We start from the raw sequence: 19,049 nt of genomic DNA, 5'->3' as shown, positions 1-19,049 counted from the left end.
AACGTGATACGAGGTCGAGTACGAATGAACCGATTCAGGAAACCATGGCGAACGTCTACTACGCTCTATATTTTGCTGTTTACGATGGTGGTGCTGCCGATCCTTACGATCTCTGCAACCATCTTGCAGGTATACAAGAGAGATCTTATCCAGCAGACAACGGATAGAACACTTCAGACGCTACATGCGGTTAAATACTCCATAGAGCAGGAAATAAACAATGTGGTAACTTTCTCGGCCGCTGTCGGTATGGATACGGAGGTTCTGGAGACTGCGACTTTGCTGCATGAATCCAGTTCCAGCGAGCGGCAGCCCTATTACAATGATTTATCCAAAGCGCTAGGCAAGTATAGTTCCTCCATGTCGGGCAGGGTGCAATCGGTCAATTTCTTTTTCAAGGGCGGAGGCGTCTATTCGTATCTCAAGGATTTGGCTGTCGATGACGCTGGTATTCGCGAAATGGAGTGGTATAAAAAGACGATTATCGAACAGGATCACGTGCATTTCATCGGTAAGCAAGTTGGTGTGCTATACGGCTCTCCGGATTCGACTAGCATTGTGACAACGATTGCACCGAGTTATTATCAAATGCTGCATGACATCGATTTCATTTATTTTGTCTTCAGCCGGGATCATTTCGAGAAAATGCTATGGCAAAATCCGATCAGCGGTTCATCGGCTTTACGTATTCTGACCTCTGATGGCCAAGTCATCGCTTCGAGCTATCATTTGTCTCCGGAAGGGCAGGGGGCGGATGCTTCGTTACTGAGCCGAATCGCTTCGCAGCGCGAGGGCAATTTTGTGGATACGATCGACGGACAAAAGATGCTGGTCGCCTTTGCCACGGTTGACATCGCGGACTGGAAAGTCGTATACAAGATTCCTTACAGCGAGCTGACGGCGAATTATCGCGCCATTTATGAACTGATCCTGTTTGCAACGTTTGTTGTAATCGTTGTGTTCTTGCTTTTATCCTTTTACCTCGTGCATAACTTAACAAAGCCTCTACATGTGCTAGGTGTGAAAATGTCACGCGTCATGGACGGCAATCTCAATGCCAAGATCGAGGCCTCCGGCAGCGTAGAAACTGTCACCTTGGGACGCACATTCAATCATATGATGGACCAAATTAAACTGCTTATCAAACAAACCGAACAGCAAGAGAAAGCGAAGCAAAAGGCGGAATTTGCCGCCATGCAGTCCCAGATCAATCCACATTTCTTGATCAATACGCTAAACTCTATTAAGCTTATGGCCATTATTAGTCGTGTTGACAACATCCGTAATATGACCCAAGCACTGATTCGTTTGGTCTCTTCTTCCTTCAATCGCGGAGGCAGCTTGACACAGCTCGCTGATGAAGTTGAGAATCTAAAGCAGTATATTTTCATCATGGAAACACGCTATGGGAATAAATTTGAAGTCAAGTGGGAAGTCGATGAAGCAGCGACCTCTTTCTATATACTGAAGCTGCTGCTGCAGCCGATTCTAGAGAATGCCATCACACACGGGTTAGTTAGCAAAGAAACGAACGGGATGATAACCATTCAGATTCGCAGGCTGGGAGAGCAGCTGAACATTGTCATTTCGGACGATGGCGTTGGTATTCCGGACGAGCAGGTCGAGAAACTGCAGGCCCCTGATCAGGATTATACCTTCAGCGGAATGGGCATTCTCAACGTGCATCATCGGATTCGACTGCATTATGGACTTGAATATGGCCTATCCATAGAGCGCTTGGAACCTTCGGGCACAAAGGTAGAAATCTCGCTTCCGGTCATCCGATGTCAGGAAGAATAAAGCCATTAGTTCAAAATAGATCAAGGAATGAGCAAAATCGATCATTCGGCTGCGTTAACCGATCGTTTATGATAAATGCAGGTACAAACAACCTAATTAAATTCAGGTGGAGGGTCAACGCGATGAGCAATAGAAAATGGGTAAGTTCCTTAGCTTTGGTTGGAGTAATGGCCATGACGGCCTTGACAGGTTGCGGCGGTACACAGACAGCAACATCAACGCCAGCAAGCGCAGGAACAGAAGCAACTAAAGCGGCGGCACAGACGGCTAAACCAGCGCAACCAGTGAAACTGAAGCTCGCCATGTGGGACACGAAAGCGGATTTAGAATTTTGGACGGAGAAAGCGAAAGAGTATTCCAAAATAAAACCGAATGTCACGGTTGAAGTCGAGAAGGTACCAGACAATGGAGGTCAGTACCTCAAAGTTAGGCTGGCGGCTAACGATTTGCCTGACTTGATGTATTTGAAGCCAACGCATTTCCAAATCTACAAGCAAGCTCTGCTGCCATTGGATGAGTTGGCGGCGGTCAAAAATAACAAGTACCCGACCAAAGTGGACGGTAAAGTACTTGGCGTACCGCTTGTCGCTTTCTCGGAATTCGTTTACTTTCATCCGAGCATTTTCAAAGAATTAGGCATCGAAGTTCCGAAAACGTTTCCAGAATTCATGGCAACCATGGAGAAGGTAAAAGCAAGCGGCAAATACACGCCACTAGCGATAGGCGGCAAGGATGATTGGACATTCTACCCGTTGATGGAGTTCGGGCCTCATATTTTGTCCGGAGATGAACAGTATTTGGCAAGCTTGGCGAAGAACCCTGCGCCGTTCGCTGCTGGCAGCACGTTCGATAAAATGGGCAAAGTCATTAAAGAAATCGCAGACAAAAAGTATGCAGGACCTGACGCGCTTTCGGTATCTTTTGACCAATCTACACAATCGTTTGAGTCTAAAAAATCGGCTATGATCGCATTAGGCCAATGGTATTATGCCTCGTATATGGAAAAAGTGAAAGCTGATGATGACCTTGGGGTATTCCCGCTGCCATTCAGAGACACGACAAGCACAGATTTACAATCCATCATGATGTCCGATATGAACGTCGGGATTAACAAAAGCTCCAAAAACGTCGAAGAAGCGAAAGCTTTCTACGAGTGGATGTTCAGCAATGACGTATACACAGCGTTCATTAATAAATTACAGCAGTTCTCTACCGTTAACGGTGTGACTTCTGAGCTCCCGTTCTTCAACAAATGGACGACGGCGAACCCTTACAAACCTTTCATCTATTATGCGACAGATGAAGGATACGCCAAGGTGAGCGCAGCAGCTCAATTTGACTCGAAAAAAGCGGCACAAAGCATTTTCGCTGGCAAATCGATCGATGCCGTTGAAAAAGAACTTAACGAAAAATGGAAGAAAGCGATCGACGCAGCAGCGAAGTAATGACCAAAGAGGGGTACTATTTGAGCAAGTCGGAATAGTACCCTTTTTATATCAACTGAAGGCCTAGGAGTGAGTAGAGATATGAGTTATACCTTGCAGAAGAAAGTCATCATATGGTCGTTTTTGTTCCTTCCCGTTGCGCTGATGCTCTTATTCCTCATCTATCCGACATTTCAACTGTTTCGTTACAGTATAACGAATTGGGATGGATACAGTGAGAGCTTGAAGTACATCGGTTTCGATAATTATAAGAAATTGATTTTTGATTTTCCGGACGCGTGGAAGGCTATTGGGAATAATGGGATTTATTTTGTCGTTCATCTGCTCTTCATCCCCATTGAAGTCATGACGGCGGTGCTGCTCAATCGCACCATACGGGGAAGCTCGTTTTTCCGTTTCACGGTGCTCATGCCCTATATTATTAATGGGATAGCCGTCGCTTATATGTTTAGCTACATCTATAATCCGGTCAATGGTCCACTCAACGAGCTGCTCAAATGGTTGGAGTTGGAGTCTCTCATTACGGGCTGGTTAAGTAACTTGAGTGTCGTCAATTACTCGCTTGTTGCCGTATCCTTATGGCGCTTTAGCGGTGTTCATATCATTCTGACTCTGGCTGGTTTGCAATCGGTTCCGACGGATCTGTATGAAGCTGCCAAAATGGATGGCGCCGGCTTTTGGAAACAGCTGCGCCATATCACACTGCCGGGTATTCGGCGCGTAATGGAAATTATTTTATTCCTGAATATCTCCGGCGCGCTGCTGCAATACGATATTCCTTATGTCATGACCGGCGGCGGACCTGGAACAGCCAGCTCGACATTCGGCTTGTTTTCCCTGCAAACAGCGTTTACGTATAATAATTACGGCCTCGCTTCGGCTATGGCAGTCAGTCTTCTAATCTTGATCATCTGCTTCTCGTCTTTGCAAAATTGGCTCATTAAAGATAGGAGCGAGTCTTAATGGATACATCACTTGCCGCAAGCAAACGCCAATTGCTCAGTAATGTCCTGTACTATATACTTTTTATTACGATGTGCTTGATTGTATTTATACCGATTCTGCTTGTCGTTTTCGGCTCACTGAAGACGAATGCTGAGCTTGGGGCTACTTCGCCATTCTCCCTGCCAAGCAATTTCTTTCATTTCGAGAATTATGTAAAGGCTTTTAACGAAGGTCACATATTGCTTGGTTTGCGAAATACGTTTGTGCTAGTAGCAGTTAGTATGGTGGGTAATGCGCTCCTTGGCACGATGATTGCATATGTGTTAAATCGTTTTGAATTTAAGTTGAAAAAAGTAGTGCTTCTGCTGTTCATGATTTCGATGATCATTCCAACGTATACGACGGAGATTGCTCGTTTTCAACTGATACACTCCATGCATCTGTACAACACATTGGGGGCTCCGCTGCTCATTTATGTAGGTACAGACATTATGCAAATCTATATTTACATACAGTTTTTGGAGAAAATATCGGCGCAGCTCGATGAAAGCGCAATGATGGACGGTGCTTCGTATTTCCGGATTTTTCGCTCTATTATTTTTCCTTTGCTGCTGCCGGCTACGGCTACGCTTGGTATTCTGAAAAGTGTGACCATCATGAACGATATTTATTTGCAAAACTTATATATGCCGAAAAAAGAGCTGGCGACCTTGCCGACAGCGTTAATGGCTTTTGTCGGTGAAAGAACGTCAGATCTAGTAGCGTTATGTGCAGGCATTATTCTTGTCCTGCTGCCCAGCATGCTTTTTTATATCGCCTTTCAACGGTTTATATTCAGAGGCTTGATGGATGGAGCCATTAAAGGTTAGCCGCAAGGCAGCTAGTCAGATGAATTTCTATATGAGGGGTAACTACCATGTACAAGATGATGATCGTTGATGATGAACCGTTAGTTCGTTTGGCCTTGCATCATTTGATCGATTGGCAAGCTCTCCATATTGAAATCGTGTGCGAAGCGGGTGACGGTGTCGAAGGTCTCGCGTTTCTTAAGGCCCATGGCGACATCGACTTGCTGCTAGTCGATATCCAAATGCCGCGAATGAACGGCATAGCGTTATTAAAGGCATTGAATGACCCAGCATTAACGAAGCATCCGCTTCCAATTATCCTTAGCGCTTATAGCGATTACAGCTATGTGAGAGAAGCTTTCCTTCTCGGCGCTCTGGATTACATCGTCAAGGTGGATATGGATGAGGAGCATATCGTTCCGGTTATCACTAAAGCCCTAGAGGAGTTAGTGCGATTAGGCGGCGTATCGAAGAGAGAAGAGATTGGGCACGCGGACAAGCAGCTAGTCCAGCAATCGGATAAGGATGCGCTACTACAAAAGCTTCTAGACTTCGATTTGAAGGAAGACGCAGAGTCGTTCGAACAATGGCTTTTATCAGCAAGCGGTTTGTTAAATGAAACGAACGAGATGGCGATCATCATTCAAATAGCACAAGCTATCGATACGACGAAGCTGCATGGTTTCATCCAACAAACGATCCAAACTGTTCTTCATGAAATGTCCATTTTGCATGAAATTGTTCGACGGGAGGCTGGCGAATATGTCTTATTGTGCGCGTTCCCGCACGATCGCAGCGAATCGGCTATTCGTTCCCAAATTCATAGCGCACTGACCATGATTCAAACTCGCCTGCTGCAATACGTGAACGCTTCTATTTCGGTAGGCATAAGCGATTTGGCAAATGGCTGTAGGCAGTGGCCTCGCTTATACCAACAGGCCAAGCAGTTGGCAGCGAAAAGTTATTTTGCCGGCTTGGGGAAGCTGTTTTATCGGGAATCGGCGTCCCATGAATCCGGTGTGAAAGACAACGGGGACCACGAGTTGTGGAAAGACTTGAGGGCTGGGAGGCTTGTACTACTTCAAGCTCTGAAGCAACCTGACGAAAGTCAGTGGGTTCGCGACTATGAGCAATTGGAGAAGCGAATGTCTGATGCGAGGCAGGAGCTGCCTGACAAGGTGCGAGCTTTCTTCGTCGATATGTTGTGGGAGCTCGGTGCTGTTCTTTATCCGAAAGGCATACGCTTGGAGGAGGTACAGCCTACTGCTCACAATCCATTTGATGAAATCAAACAGCTGGAGACGCTGGAGGAAACGCAGCAGTATGTCAGACTGCTAGTACAGCGTGCTCATTCAGCTATTCACGGGAATAGCCTCATGAACGCAGCGCGCTATAGTCCTTCTATTACTAGTGCAAAAAAATTCCTCGATTTGCATTATCGTGAGGAAATTAATCAGTCGCTCATCAGTGAGATGGTGGGCGTGAGCGAAAGCTACTTGAGCAAGCAGTTCGTCAAAGAAGTCGGCTGCAATTTCATCCACTATTTGACGAAGCTGCGTATCGAAGAGGCGAAGCGGCTGCTCGAACTGGGGATCAAAATTTCCGATATTTCGGAGAGAATCGGATACCTAAACCCCGAGCATTTTAGCCGCATTTTCAAGAAAATGACGGGTTTTAGCCCGAAGGCCTATCGGGAGAGTTTGGGGAAAGTATAGGGTTAAAGAACTAGCGATGATCTTACGCTAGTTCTTTTTTTTGTGAATATTGCCAATGATTTTAGAAATAGTCTATTGCTTTGGAGAAATAATCAGTTTGCTGAATGAAAATCAACATGCCACTTCTCATTTTACTCATATTTAAGTCAGGGGCGTTCCATTAATCTAAGGGAAGAGATGCATCTCACCATAAAATTACTGGAGGGTCAATGAATGAAGAAAATGTTAGCTTCTACAATGACTGTCTTGATGATGGGCACAATGATTGCTTGCTCCTCTCAGACGGGATCTACACCTAGTACAACGAAAGAAACGCAATCGCCATCCGCGAACAATGCCGTGACGACATACCCAATCAAAACCGATAAGACACTTACTTATTGGGGCGAGTTGACCCCGAATTTAACCGGTGTTAAAACAACCCACGCTGAAGTTCCTTTCTTTCAAGATTGGCAGAAGAAGACGGGCGTGCAGCTCAAGTTCTCCGCACCGCCTACGGGTCAGGCCAAAGAGGCACTTAATGTTATGTTGGCATCCGGGGATTTGCCGGATATCATCGAATATAATTTCCTTACTTTCCCGGGTGGACCAGAGAAGGCAATTAAGGATGGATACATCCTTAAATTGAATGATTTGATCGACAAGCATGCGCCTAACCTTAAGAAATTTCTGAAAGACAATCCCGAAATTGACAAAATGGTAAAAACCGATAGCGGCAGCTACTATGCGTTTCCTTTCATTCGGGGAGATGAGTATCTGCAAGTATTCCAAGGTCCAATTATTCGCAAAGATTGGCTAGACGAGGTAGGTATTCCTGTACCGGAAACGATTGATGAATGGACAACTGCTCTTAAAGCGTTTAAAGAAAAGAAAGGAGCAGCTGCACCTCTTTCATTCATCAGTAAACCGAACTTTTTCAATGACTCTTATAATGGCGCGTTTCTAGGGGCTTTTGGGGTTAACCGCAATTTCTATTTGGAAAATGGACAAATCAAATTCGGTCCAGCTGAGAGCGGATACAAGGATTATATGGCATTATTCAGCAAATGGTATAAAGAGGGCTTGCTGGATAAAAATATTGCCACTGTCGACTCGAAAGCGTTGGATGGAAACTTCTCTACAGCTAGCACGGGAGCAAGTATTGGGAATGCTGGAGGCGGTATTGGGAAATGGCAGCCGATTGTCCAAGCGAAAGATCCCAAAGCACAATTGGTGGCAGCTCCTTACCCGGTATTGAAAAAAGGTGATATCCCTAAATTTGGTCAAAAGGATAAACCGTATTCCTCTGGAGGCATTGTTGCCATTACGACGAAGGCGAAAGATGCTGAATTAGCGACGAAGCTGCTGGATTATGGTTATAGTGAAGCTGGACGCATGTTTTTCAACTTCGGTACAGAAGGTGTTAGCTACAATTTAGAGAACGGTTATCCGAAATATACAGATTTATTGATGAAAAATCCCGATAAACTAGCTCCGGCGCAAGCGATGTCCATGTATGTTCGCGGCAGCTACAACGGTCCTTTTATCCAAGATAAACGATATGCCGAACAATTCTTTACATTGCCAACCCAGCGTGAGGCGATCAATGTTTGGAAGAAAACGGATATAGATAAGTATAGTCTGCCTCCGCTTACGCCAACGCCGGAAGAGAGTTCGGAATATGCAAAAATCATGAGTGACATCAACACCCTGGTAGATGAAATGACGTTAAAAATCGTTCTTGGAACGGAATCCGTCGATCAATATCAGAAATACTTAGATAAAATGAAATCTTTGAAATTGGATCGTGCTATTGAAATTCAAAAGGCGGCTTTGGATCGTTATAACAAAAGATAATGCGGAACTGAGTGGAGAGAGCTTTGCTCTCTCCATCCATTCAGAATGAGGTGAGGGAAAAGATGGAGAATACGCAACCGCTCAAAAGAATGGCACTAGCAAAGAAAAAACCGGGCATAAATCGATATGTTCGTGATTTCATAATGAATAAGTACTTATATCTGATGATGGTTCCTGTGCTTGTCTATTATATTATCTTTCATTATGCCCCGATGTATGGAGCACTGATTGCATTCAAAGAATATTCACCCATGAAAGGGATTATCGGCAGTGAGTGGGTAGGATTCAAACATTTTCAAGATTTTTTCAGCAGTTTTTACTTTTGGCGTATTTTAAAGAACACCCTTGTTATCAGTTTGTACTCCTTGGTATTTGAATTCCCAGCGCCGATAATTCTGGCATTGTTAATCAATGAAGTGCGCAGCAAGATGTTCAAGCGTGTGGCTCAGACCATTACGTACATGCCTTACTTTATTTCACTTGTTGTTATTTGTGGGATTATAACTGATTTTACGAACGCGGATGGTGTGATCAACAAGATCCTTATGACGTTTGGATATGATGGCCAAGCGATGCTGCAGAAGCCTGATTTATTCCGTCCTATTTATATTCTATCGGAGATTTGGCAGCGAATTGGTTGGGAGTCCATCATTTATATTGCGGCATTAATGGGTATTGATACCGAGCAGTATGAAGCTGCGCGTATGGACGGAGCAACCAGGTGGAAGCAAATCATTCATATCACCTTACCCGGCATCATGCCAACGATTGCTATCATGTTCATATTGCGAATGGGGAATTTATTAAATGTAGGCTTCGAGAAAATTATTCTCCTTTACAATCCGGTTACTTATGAAACCGCGGATGTCATTTCTTCCTTTGTGTATCGTAAGGGATTACTTGAATTCGGATGGAGTTACAGCTCAGCAGTCGGCTTATTTAACTCTGTAATCAATCTAATTTTATTGGTTTCAGCCAATTATATCAGCCGCAAAGTAAATGAAAGCAGCTTATGGTGAGGTGAAGCAAATGAATAAGGGACCTAGTATAGTTGAAAGATTGTTCGATATTGGTATTCATCTAATTTTAGTAGTGCTAGTGGTTGCTACTTTATATCCATTGCTATATGTCGTGTTGGCATCCTTTAGTGATGCAGGTCAGCTCGTGGCTCACAAGGGAATTCTGTATAAATCCTTAGGTTTTAGTCTGGAAGCGTACAAAGGTGTCATGAAAAACCCAGGTATTCTGATCGGATACCGTAATACGCTATTTATCGTTGTGTTCGGTATTTTAGTGAATATTTTGATGACAGCTTTAGGGGCTTACGTGCTTTCACGGAAAAATGTCATTTGGAATAAAGCATTTATGCTGATCATCGTTTTCACCATGTTCTTTCACGGTGGCTTAATTCCTTTATATCTAGTTGTGAAGAATGTTGGCCTTCTGGACTCGTTGTGGGCTACGATTATTCCATTTGCGATCGGTACCTTCAATCTTATTATCATGCGTACAGCCTTCATGTCTGTACCCGATAGTTTGGAAGAATCAGCTAAAATCGATGGCGCGAACCATTTTACCATCTTGTTCAAAATCATTATTCCGCTTTCCATGCCGGTCATCGCGGTTATGATTCTCTATTATGCGGTTGATAAATGGAATGCCTGGTTCTACGCTTCTGTATTTATTAAAAGCAGAGACCTATTCCCCTTACAACTTGTACTCCGTGAGATATTAATCTCGAATTCTACAGACGGAATGTCAGTAGGGGCAGATGCGGGAGATCGACATCAAATAGGTGAAACAATTAAATATGCAACGATTATCGTAGCAACAGTACCTGTACTTTGTATCTATCCTTTTGTTCAACGTTACTTTGTAAAAGGGGTTATGGTAGGTTCTTTGAAGGGGTAAAACCGTTTAAAACGGGTTAAATAGAGCTTTTGTCAATCGGTTTTGTTATTTTGGACATTCCTCCCCTTGCAATCAGAGGTATAATAGAGGTAAGTGGAGACAATCCCTTCAGACATTCATCCACCATTCAATGGGAGGAGATCCATGTGAAGATCCGATTTCTTTGGCAGAAGCGAAAAAGCATTATTTTTACTTGGTTAATTTCATATAGCGCGGTGTTGTTCGTACCCATGATGATGAGTTGGATTATTTATATGCAATCCAGTGAAGCACTTAAGAGCGAGATTCATCGTGCGAATGATTCCTTATTGAAACAAGTCCGATATACGATAGATAATCAAATCGATTTAATGAAACGATTGAATATGGAGATCACTTGGAATACCAAGCTTCAAAGCTTAATGTACTCCAATCTACGGTCAAACGACGATCAGTTCCTCGCTTTTCAATTGGTGAAAGAATTTAGGATGTACCAAACGTCTTACGCAACGATTGATGAATTTTATGTCACTTGGGATCAGGAATCATCGATCCTCCGTCCGGGGAATGTCAGGGACCTGAAGACAGCTTTTGATACGATCCACAACACAGGAACGCTTCGATACGAGCAATGGCTAGATACGATACATAATGCCGCTAATAACCAATTTCTCTTATTGCCACGCGCGGATGCGGCGAATCCTCAAAACTCAATCGCTTATATTGCACACCTGCCAAAGGATTTGAACGGCAAACAAACCGGTACCGTCGTCGTCATGGCAGACATGGAAAGATTCCAGAAGGCGATGGAAACAATCTCAGGATTTAGTGGCGGACAGATCTTAATTCTTAATCATGATAATCAAGTTCTTCTTTCCAATTTACCTGTGTCGGTCAATAAGAACCTTATTTTGGAGCAATTGTTAGATAGGGATGATGTGATGTATAAGCCAGCGAAGAATGGGGATTCAGAGCTATTTTATATGCAATCTGCTGTGTCTGATTTGAAATATGTTTTGGTTATTCCTAGTCGTATTTATTGGGAGAAAGCGGAATATGTCCGTAAATTCACCTATATTAGCATTTTAATAAGTTTAATGGGAGCAGGCGTATTGACATGGTTTTTTATGCGCCGCAATTATTCGCCTATTCAGCGGCTGGTTCAGTCGCTTTCTGATAAGAATTCCACCCAGGAACGGCCAGATGGAAATGAACTCAATTTCATCCAAAGAGCAATTTCACAAACAAGAAATGAAAAAGATAAAATTGCTTTACAATTGCAATCTCATCACCATGTGCTGCGTTCCAATATGTTGAATCGGCTCCTGAAAGGGAAGATGGATACACTGATTCCATATGAGGAAGCTTTCAAATCGTTCCATATTGATTTAATCTCTAATGATTTTGCCGTCATTTTATTTGCTGTTGAGAATCAGGACAGCCTTTCTACCAATTTGCCGGGAATGGATATGAATGAAAGAAGGAAACTCATACAGTTCATTATAACCAATGTCGTGGAAGAGCTTGTTGGGCAGCGTGGGCATGCGGGTTATGTGGCTGAAGTAGATGATATGATGGTTTGTCTTGTGAACTTTGCAGATATCGAAGCTGTCGAAATGAAACAAGACCTTCATTGGATTGCCACAGAAGCACAGCGGTTTTTAATTAGATTCAACATGGATCTTACGGTATCCATCGGCGGAATCCATGGCTCCTTGTTTGGAGTCGCCGAGGCGTATAGTGAGGCATTGGATGCCATGGAATATAAGATGGTTCGAGGAAAAAGAGAGATCATCACCTACGATGAGATTCGAATCGATTCCACGGATCAGCAACAGCTGGGCTATTATTATCCGCTTCAGGTCGAGCAGCAGATTATCAATCTGATAAAAATTGGCGATTTTGAACAGGCTAGTGCGTGTATGAACGAAATTATGGAGCGGAATTTCAATAAGCCCCTCGTGTTACTGACCTTGGCGAGATGTCTCATTTTCAATCTTGTCGGTACGATGGTGAAGGCGATCAATGAACTAGGAGACGGTGAAAGCCGTATTTTAGAAGATAATCCACTGTGGATGGATAAGATCATCGCCTGTGATACGATACTGGAAATGCAGCATGAACTCCTAACCTTGCTCAAAGAAGTTTGTGCATTTGCAGCTGTGAAAATGGAGACGAACTTGTCCAAAGAGCGTGCAGAGACGCTGCGTGAGCTTATCTCCAAGGTGACTCGTTACATCGACGAGCATTATCAGGATTCTAATTTAAATGTGAATACAATCGGTGAACGCTTTGAGTTAAAAGGTAGTTATATCTCTAAATTGTTTAAGGATCAAACGGGTGAGGGACTGCTCGATTACATCACGAAGGTTCGCATTCAGCAAGCCAAACGCATGATCAGCTATAAGCAAGACTCCATATCCGATATTGCCAATTATGTGGGTTACAATGAGGTCGCGACGTTCATTCGAGTGTTCAAAAAGTACGAGGGGATTACACCTGGGAAATTCAAGGAAATGAACTGATTCACGCTAGGGATTAAGGCTATGGAGGGTTACCAGATGAGTCAAAGACGTATAAGTACCTCAATCCTATTGTTCATGTGGGTAATTACCCTGTTGTTATCGGCTTGTACTTCTGGAAATAACCCAGCAAAGCCTGCAGAGGAGCCGATTAAAGACACTGCCAAGGTAGAACAACCTGATCAGGCCAAGAAGACGCTATCTTATTGGTCTGAACTTAACGGCAATGCGGCGAGTGTAAAACCGAACATTCAGGACATACCGTTCTTCCAAGAATGGCAGAAGCGGACAGGGGTAAGGATAACTTTCATTCAACCGCCATCTAATCAAGCGAAAGAAGCGATGAATGTCTTATTAGCGTCAGGCGATTTGCCCGATATGATGGAATACGAATGGGATAACCATCCTGGAGGACCAGAGAAGGCGATCAATGACGGTTATATTTTGAAATTGAATGATCTCATAGATAAACATGCTCCGAATCTGAAAAAATACTTGCGTGAACACCCAGAAATAGACAAACAGGTCAAAACGGATAATGGCAGTTATTATGTATTTCCATTCATACGGGGTGACGAATTGCTTCGGACCTTTCAGGGGCCTATCATCCGTCAGGATTGGCTTCAAGAACTTGGTCTCCAGACACCTACAACAATAGATGAGTGGTATACAGTTTTAAAAGCGTTTAAAGAGAAAAAGGGAATCGCTGCTCCTTTGACCTTCTTAGGTGTTCCCAATCCGTTATTCGGCATTGAAGGCGGTGCTTTCGTGGGTGCCTATGGGATCAAAAAAGGGTTCTACTTGGATAACGGCCAAGTGAAGTATGGGCCGATGGAAGAGGGCTATAAACAGTTTCTCGCTACTTTTCGCAAATGGTATGCAGAAGGGTTGATTGACAAAAATATCGCTACAGTTGATACCAAAACGTTGGATGCCAATATGATTTCAGGAAGAAGCGGGGCAACGATATGGAATGCTGGCGCAGGTATTGGAAAATGGCAGCCCATCGTTCAGGACAAAGAAAAGGCTGCATTGTTAGGTCCTGCACCTTATCCGGTGTTGATAAAAGGCAATAAGCCTAAGTTCGGGCAGCGGAGCTATGCGTATGTGGGGACAGGCGGGGTTGCCATTTCAAGCAAAAGCAAGAACGCTGAAGCAGCAGCGAAGCTGCTAGATTACGGATATAGCGCAGAAGGTCATATGCTTTTCAATTTCGGGATCGAGGGAATTAGTTATAACATGGAAGGCGGATACCCGAGATATACGGATTTAATTTTGAAAAATCCCAATAAACTCGCGCCATCTCAAGCGCTTTCGATGTATAATCGGGCTAGTTACTTTGGTCCCTTCGTCCAGGACGTTCGTTATATGGAGCAATATTACACATTGCCCCAACAGAGGGAGGCCATTCAAGTTTGGGCAAATACCGATGTTGACAGTCATATACTCCCGCAAATGCCTAAGACAGAGTTAGAAAGCGCTGAGCTTTCTTCCATCATGATCGATGTTATGACGCTTGTCGACGAGATGTCGCTTAAAATCATACTCGGTGTGGAACCATTGGACGCTTTTGACACCTATGTGAGTAAAATTAAAGCCTCCAAGATTGATCGTGCCATTCAGATCCAGAAATCAGCTTTAGATAGATATTATAAGCGTTAAGAGTATTTATAAGAGGGCTAATGCAACGTCTACTGACAATGTGTTAGCCCTTTTCCTACGTTTTCCTGAACAAGTAGAACGAAATCAAACCTCTGGAGGAAACTATGGTCTCTCGGTATTCCTATTTCATCAGATTGATCACATTTACTACACTGATTAGTACGATTCCGCTTATGTTTTTGGGCATCTACGCTTTCTTTCAATCCACTTCTACGGTCCAAACGAAAGTCAATGAAGCGAACGTTTTCATTTTGCAGCAGTCGCAAAGCCGGGTCGAACAGATTTTAAAGGTCATCGATCAAGTATCTAGGCGCTATGCGGAAACTCCGCTTGTCGTTGGTGCCATTTCCAAACGGATGGAAATTGAAGATTTTCAGGACATTGATTTGCTTGTTAAAGGGCTTCTTGGCGTGCAAACCTATGAGCTGGGAGTTAAGGATGTGGAACTGCATAGTCTTAGGAATGATTGGTATATCAAAGACGGGGGCTTTTATTTCGGAAAGGACACGGTTATTAAGTCCTTCTCTTTGGACTCCGCATTTAATTCACGCTGGTCCCCGGAGTTGGATCATACGTTTACTGGCATCAAACTGGTGAAGACAATCCCTTCCACGACCGCTGATCCAAAGGGATACTTGTCTGTTCGCGTGTCCAATATCGAGCTAGCCAAGCTGCTGACAGGCGGCTTTTCGACCCGGGAAACGATGATAGTTGACGACAAGATGAATATCATCATTCATACCAATGAGAAGAGAATCGGTCAAAGCGTTCTATCCGAGCCCTGGTCGCAGGAGCTGCAAAACAAGGGCAAGCAGCAGGGTTATTTTAACAGCACATCGCTTGGCAAGCCGTATAGTGTTGTGTACAACCATTCTAGGTACAATAACTGGACTTATGTATCCATCATTCCTATAGAGGAAGCGAAGAAGGAGTCCGCCAGTATCGGATGGGCGACTTTGACCGCATGTTTGCTTCTTTTGCTTTTTACTGGGCTGCTATCTTACTGGGGCTCGAAGCGAATATATTTCCCTGTGCGCAGCCTGATGGAGTTCACCATGAAGCAAAGCGGACCATCTGGAGAAGTAACGGTAGTTAAAGACGAATTACAGTGGATCGGTACACAGTTCGCTTCGCTGCATCAGTCGAAAGAACAGCTGGAAGGGAAAATGAAGATGCAGTCTGGCCAACTCGTCGATTACTTCATGTTGAAGCTTTTCCAAGGGGAGTTGAACCGTAGTGAATTGGAGGGAAAAATGAGTCAGTTTCAACTTCCTGCTTGGCGTAGATATGCGGTTCTGGTCATGCAAATCGATACCTTTGCGCAAACGCGGTATAGTTCCAATGAGCAGGATTTGCTGTTGTTTGCGATGAACAATATGGCCTCCGAATTGATCCCGACACCGCAGCGCATTCATGCAATGCCCATTGGTAATTATCAGGTTACACTGGTCGGGAGCGATGCTGAGAGTCACGGGATACTGCTAAGTGAGTTGAGTGGTCTAGCTGAGTCCGTACAGCGAGCTGTGGATGAATTTTTGGGACTCAAAGTCAGTGTAGGGATCAGCCGTCCGTATGAGACCATGTATGCCACACCGCAAGCGTTTCTTGAAGCCAAAGAAGCTTTGCAATATCGGATTCGACTTGGGGAAAAAGCCATTTTACATATCGGTGATCTGAAGCCGCAGATGACATCTCAGCCATACTATCCGCATCATCTGGTGTCGAAGCTTATACAGGCCATCACCTTTCTCGATAGGGACGAGGCCGGAGATCAGCTTCGTCAGTTTATTCAAGAAGTACTTAAGGCGGCAAGTGACCCCGCGCTTTATCGGATGTCCTTTGCCATGCTTTTGACAGATCTGGTGCGCGTAACTTACGACATAGGTGCTGCATTAATCATGGTTTCTCAGGAACATCGCAATAAATATGAGCAATTATTCAACTTGAAAACACCGGAAGAAATAGAAGACTGGTTCAAGTCGCAAATGATTGCCCCCATGATGGAGCTAACTCGCGAAGTGCATGAATTTTCCGGTAAAAGCATCTCTCGTTCTGTAAAGGATCTAATTCATGACCATTATGACAGCGATTTAACGTTAGAGCAGTGCGCGATGAGGTTGAATTACAGCACACATTACATTCGCCGGATGTTTCGTAAGGAAACCGGCATGAATTTTAGCGAATATTTGGCACGGTTTCGTCATGATATGGCCAAGAGCTGGCTGAGTGAAACCGAAATGAAGATCACTGAAGTTGCCGAACGTTTGCAGTATACGAACGCACAAAATTTTATCCGTCAGTTCCGCAAGCTTGAGGGAATGACGCCTGGTCAATATAGAGAGCAGAAGCTAAAGGAATCAGTTTGAAGGGAAGGGCTGATTCCAATGATTATCATAAGGAGCGCTATTGATTATAAAGCACGTTTTACAGACGTATCTCCCCATAAATAGGAAGTGGAGCGCTGTTGATTATTGAACGCAACTTTAGGCTTAGGTAATCTGAAGCTATCAACCGAATCAAGGAGGACAATGGATGGTGGAACTGATTTCTGCGCCGATCAAAGCGGCAGTCAGGAGCAATGCCCGCCACAGGTTATTAGCGAGACTGATTAAAAACAGGTGGCTGTATCTGATGGCAATTCCAGGCATGCTCTATTTTATTGTTTTTAAATACTTGCCTATGTGGGGGTTACTAATCGCCTTTCAGAATTACCAGCCTACGCTGGGAATGCTGCATAGCAAGTGGGTCGGGTTTCAGCATTTCGAACGCTTTTTCTTTGATAGCTCTTTTGTCATGCTGTTCAAAAACACGCTCATCTTGGCTTTTTACAATTTAGTTTTCTTTTTTCCACTGCCGATTATCATGGCTCTATTGTTAAATGAAGTCAGGAAAGAAGTGTTTAAGCGTACTATTCAAACGATTGTGTATATCCCTCATTTTGTATCTTGGGTTGTTGTCGTGGGGATTTCTTACATTTTCTTTACGACGGAAGGAGGGATTGTCAACGATGCATTTGCAGCGTTGGGACTTCCTAAAGTAGAATTTCTGATTTCAAGCGAATGGTTCCGTACGATGATCGTTTCACAGGTCGTTTGGAAAGAAACCGGTTGGGGGACGATTATCTTTCTGGCGGCATTGGCCGGGGTCGATCAGCAGTTGTATGAAGCTGCTACCATCGATGGTGCGGGTCGATTTCGGCAGGTGTGGCACATTACGCTTCCAGCCATACGAAGTGTCATCGTCATCCTGTTCATTCTAAGACTCGGCTCGTTCCTTGATACAGGATTTGAACAAATCTTCCTTATGCTGAACGCAATGAACCGTGATGTAGGCGAAGTATTCGATACATATGTCTACAATGTGGGAATTCAGCAGGGGCAATTCAGTTATAGTACAGCAGTTGGTTTGTTCAAATCGTTGATCGGACTGATGCTTGTTATGGGTGCGAACCGGATGGCCAAAAAATTCGGCGAAAACGGTCTGTATTAAGAAAGGAACGGTACATGATGATCAACAAAAGCATAGGCAGTCGTATCTTTGACAGTGTCAATTATACATTTTTGATTATAGTTGCTTTGGTAACCATTATCCCCTTTTTCTATATTGTGTCTGTCTCTTTTGCGGAACCGGAGGAGGTGCTCCGGCGCGGCTTTATTTTATTTCCTACTTCATTTTCACTTGAGGGATACAAATACATATTTTCCACTAGTATCATGATGAGAAGCTTGTTGGTTACAGCAGGCATTACAGTGGCGGGGACATTTATCAATTTGTTGTTCACATCGCTGCTGGCGTATCCATTATCGAGACAGGACTTTGACGGTAGAAAGTTATTTATGATGCTTATTGTGTTCACGATGCTGTTTAATGGCGGCATATTACCCACCTTTCTTGTCGTGAAATCACTCGGATTACTAAACAGCTACTGGGCGCTGCTCATACCGAACGCCATTAGCGCTTTTAATCTGATCGTCGTTGTGAGCTTCTTTCGGCAATTACCGGAAGGGCTAGAAGAGGCGGCGAAGATCGACGGCTGCAATGATCTGGGACTGCTCTTCCGCATTGTACTCCCGTTATCTGCACCTGTGCTGGCAACGTTTGCATTGTTTTACGCCGTGGGACATTGGAATACATTTTTCAGTGCAATCTTGTACATCAACGATGCTAAAATGTGGCCGATTCAAGTTTGGTTGAGACAAATCGTGATCTTATCTCAAGGTGGAATTGGTGATTCCACGCAATTCGATCAGAACTATATCGCCCCACCATCGCAAATTATTAAGATGGCCGTTATCGTCATCTCAACCGTACCTATATTGATCGTGTACCCTTTTCTGCAGAAGCATTTTGCCAAAGGGGTTATACTCGGCTCTGTAAAAGGTTGAA

13 protein-coding genes are annotated in these 19,049 nt (G+C 44.0%); all 13 read left to right on the top strand.

The window, feature by feature from the left end; genetic code table 11:
- Window positions 1-24: 24 nt before the first annotated feature.
- Window positions 25-1,800, top strand: a complete 1,776-nt coding sequence (locus QFZ77_RS29155; RefSeq protein ID WP_307444927.1) for a cache domain-containing sensor histidine kinase — start codon at window positions 25-27, stop codon at window positions 1,798-1,800.
- A 122-nt stretch (window positions 1,801-1,922) separates the two neighbouring features.
- Complete coding sequence (locus QFZ77_RS29150) at window positions 1,923-3,245, top strand: ABC transporter substrate-binding protein (protein ID WP_307444925.1); 1,323 nt, start codon at window positions 1,923-1,925, stop codon at window positions 3,243-3,245.
- A gap of 81 nt (window positions 3,246-3,326) precedes the next feature.
- On the top strand, window positions 3,327-4,208 hold the full coding sequence (locus QFZ77_RS29145; RefSeq protein WP_307444923.1) for a carbohydrate ABC transporter permease: 882 nt from the start codon (window positions 3,327-3,329) through the stop codon (window positions 4,206-4,208).
- Window positions 4,208-5,059, top strand: a complete 852-nt coding sequence (locus QFZ77_RS29140) for a carbohydrate ABC transporter permease (RefSeq protein WP_307444921.1) — start codon at window positions 4,208-4,210, stop codon at window positions 5,057-5,059. The genes QFZ77_RS29145 and QFZ77_RS29140 overlap by 1 nt, the downstream gene beginning before the upstream one ends.
- Before the next feature lie 47 nt (window positions 5,060-5,106).
- Window positions 5,107-6,753: a helix-turn-helix domain-containing protein gene (locus QFZ77_RS29135; protein WP_307444919.1), complete on the top strand. Its 1,647-nt coding sequence runs from the start codon at window positions 5,107-5,109 to the stop codon at window positions 6,751-6,753.
- Between the two features lie 213 nt (window positions 6,754-6,966).
- A complete protein-coding gene (locus QFZ77_RS29130; RefSeq protein ID WP_307444918.1) occupies window positions 6,967-8,589 on the top strand; it encodes an extracellular solute-binding protein in 1,623 nt (540 codons plus the stop codon).
- Between the two features lie 89 nt (window positions 8,590-8,678).
- Window positions 8,679-9,608, top strand: coding sequence for an ABC transporter permease (locus QFZ77_RS29125; protein WP_307449935.1), 930 nt, complete (start codon window positions 8,679-8,681; stop codon window positions 9,606-9,608).
- 10 nt (window positions 9,609-9,618) lie between these two features.
- Window positions 9,619-10,500 (top strand): carbohydrate ABC transporter permease, encoded by an 882-nt coding sequence (locus QFZ77_RS29120; RefSeq protein ID WP_307444916.1) that lies wholly within the window; start codon window positions 9,619-9,621, stop codon window positions 10,498-10,500.
- A gap of 146 nt (window positions 10,501-10,646) precedes the next feature.
- A complete protein-coding gene (locus QFZ77_RS29115) occupies window positions 10,647-13,004 on the top strand; it encodes a helix-turn-helix domain-containing protein (RefSeq protein WP_307444915.1) in 2,358 nt (785 codons plus the stop codon).
- Window positions 13,005-13,040: 36 nt separating this feature from the next.
- A complete protein-coding gene (locus QFZ77_RS29110) occupies window positions 13,041-14,663 on the top strand; it encodes an extracellular solute-binding protein (protein ID WP_307444913.1) in 1,623 nt (540 codons plus the stop codon).
- 104 nt (window positions 14,664-14,767) lie between these two features.
- Window positions 14,768-17,029: a helix-turn-helix domain-containing protein gene (locus QFZ77_RS29105; RefSeq protein ID WP_307444911.1), complete on the top strand. Its 2,262-nt coding sequence runs from the start codon at window positions 14,768-14,770 to the stop codon at window positions 17,027-17,029.
- Window positions 17,030-17,195: 166 nt separating this feature from the next.
- Window positions 17,196-18,152, top strand: a complete 957-nt coding sequence (locus QFZ77_RS29100) for an ABC transporter permease (RefSeq protein ID WP_307444909.1) — start codon at window positions 17,196-17,198, stop codon at window positions 18,150-18,152.
- A gap of 14 nt (window positions 18,153-18,166) precedes the next feature.
- Entirely contained in the window at window positions 18,167-19,048 is an 882-nt protein-coding gene (locus tag QFZ77_RS29095) for a carbohydrate ABC transporter permease (RefSeq protein ID WP_307444907.1), read from the top strand.
- Window position 19,049: the final 1 nt, after the last annotated feature.

Source organism: Paenibacillus sp. V4I3, from assembly GCF_030817215.1.
Taxonomy (GTDB): domain Bacteria; phylum Bacillota; class Bacilli; order Paenibacillales; family NBRC-103111; genus Paenibacillus_E.
The sequence above is the reverse complement of the archived record's forward strand: the minus strand, read 5'-3'. Positions and strand labels throughout refer to the sequence as shown.

What these genes read in the sequence shown, in the direction of transcription:
- QFZ77_RS29140 (WP_307444921.1), top strand. Translation starts at nt 4,208, where the DNA reads ATGGATACATCACTTGCCGCAAGCAAACGCCAATTGCTCAGTAATGTC.
- QFZ77_RS29145 (WP_307444923.1), top strand. Translation starts at nt 3,327, where the DNA reads ATGAGTTATACCTTGCAGAAGAAAGTCATCATATGGTCGTTTTTGTTC.
- QFZ77_RS29135 (WP_307444919.1), top strand. Translation starts at nt 5,107, where the DNA reads ATGTACAAGATGATGATCGTTGATGATGAACCGTTAGTTCGTTTGGCC.
- QFZ77_RS29100 (WP_307444909.1), top strand. Translation starts at nt 17,196, where the DNA reads ATGGTGGAACTGATTTCTGCGCCGATCAAAGCGGCAGTCAGGAGCAAT.
- QFZ77_RS29130 (WP_307444918.1), top strand. Translation starts at nt 6,967, where the DNA reads ATGAAGAAAATGTTAGCTTCTACAATGACTGTCTTGATGATGGGCACA.
- QFZ77_RS29105 (WP_307444911.1), top strand. Translation starts at nt 14,768, where the DNA reads ATGGTCTCTCGGTATTCCTATTTCATCAGATTGATCACATTTACTACA.
- QFZ77_RS29120 (WP_307444916.1), top strand. Translation starts at nt 9,619, where the DNA reads ATGAATAAGGGACCTAGTATAGTTGAAAGATTGTTCGATATTGGTATT.
- QFZ77_RS29125 (WP_307449935.1), top strand. Translation starts at nt 8,679, where the DNA reads ATGGCACTAGCAAAGAAAAAACCGGGCATAAATCGATATGTTCGTGAT.
- QFZ77_RS29155 (WP_307444927.1), top strand. Translation starts at nt 25, where the DNA reads ATGAACCGATTCAGGAAACCATGGCGAACGTCTACTACGCTCTATATT.
- QFZ77_RS29110 (WP_307444913.1), top strand. Translation starts at nt 13,041, where the DNA reads ATGAGTCAAAGACGTATAAGTACCTCAATCCTATTGTTCATGTGGGTA.
- QFZ77_RS29150 (WP_307444925.1), top strand. Translation starts at nt 1,923, where the DNA reads ATGAGCAATAGAAAATGGGTAAGTTCCTTAGCTTTGGTTGGAGTAATG.
- QFZ77_RS29095 (WP_307444907.1), top strand. Translation starts at nt 18,167, where the DNA reads ATGATGATCAACAAAAGCATAGGCAGTCGTATCTTTGACAGTGTCAAT.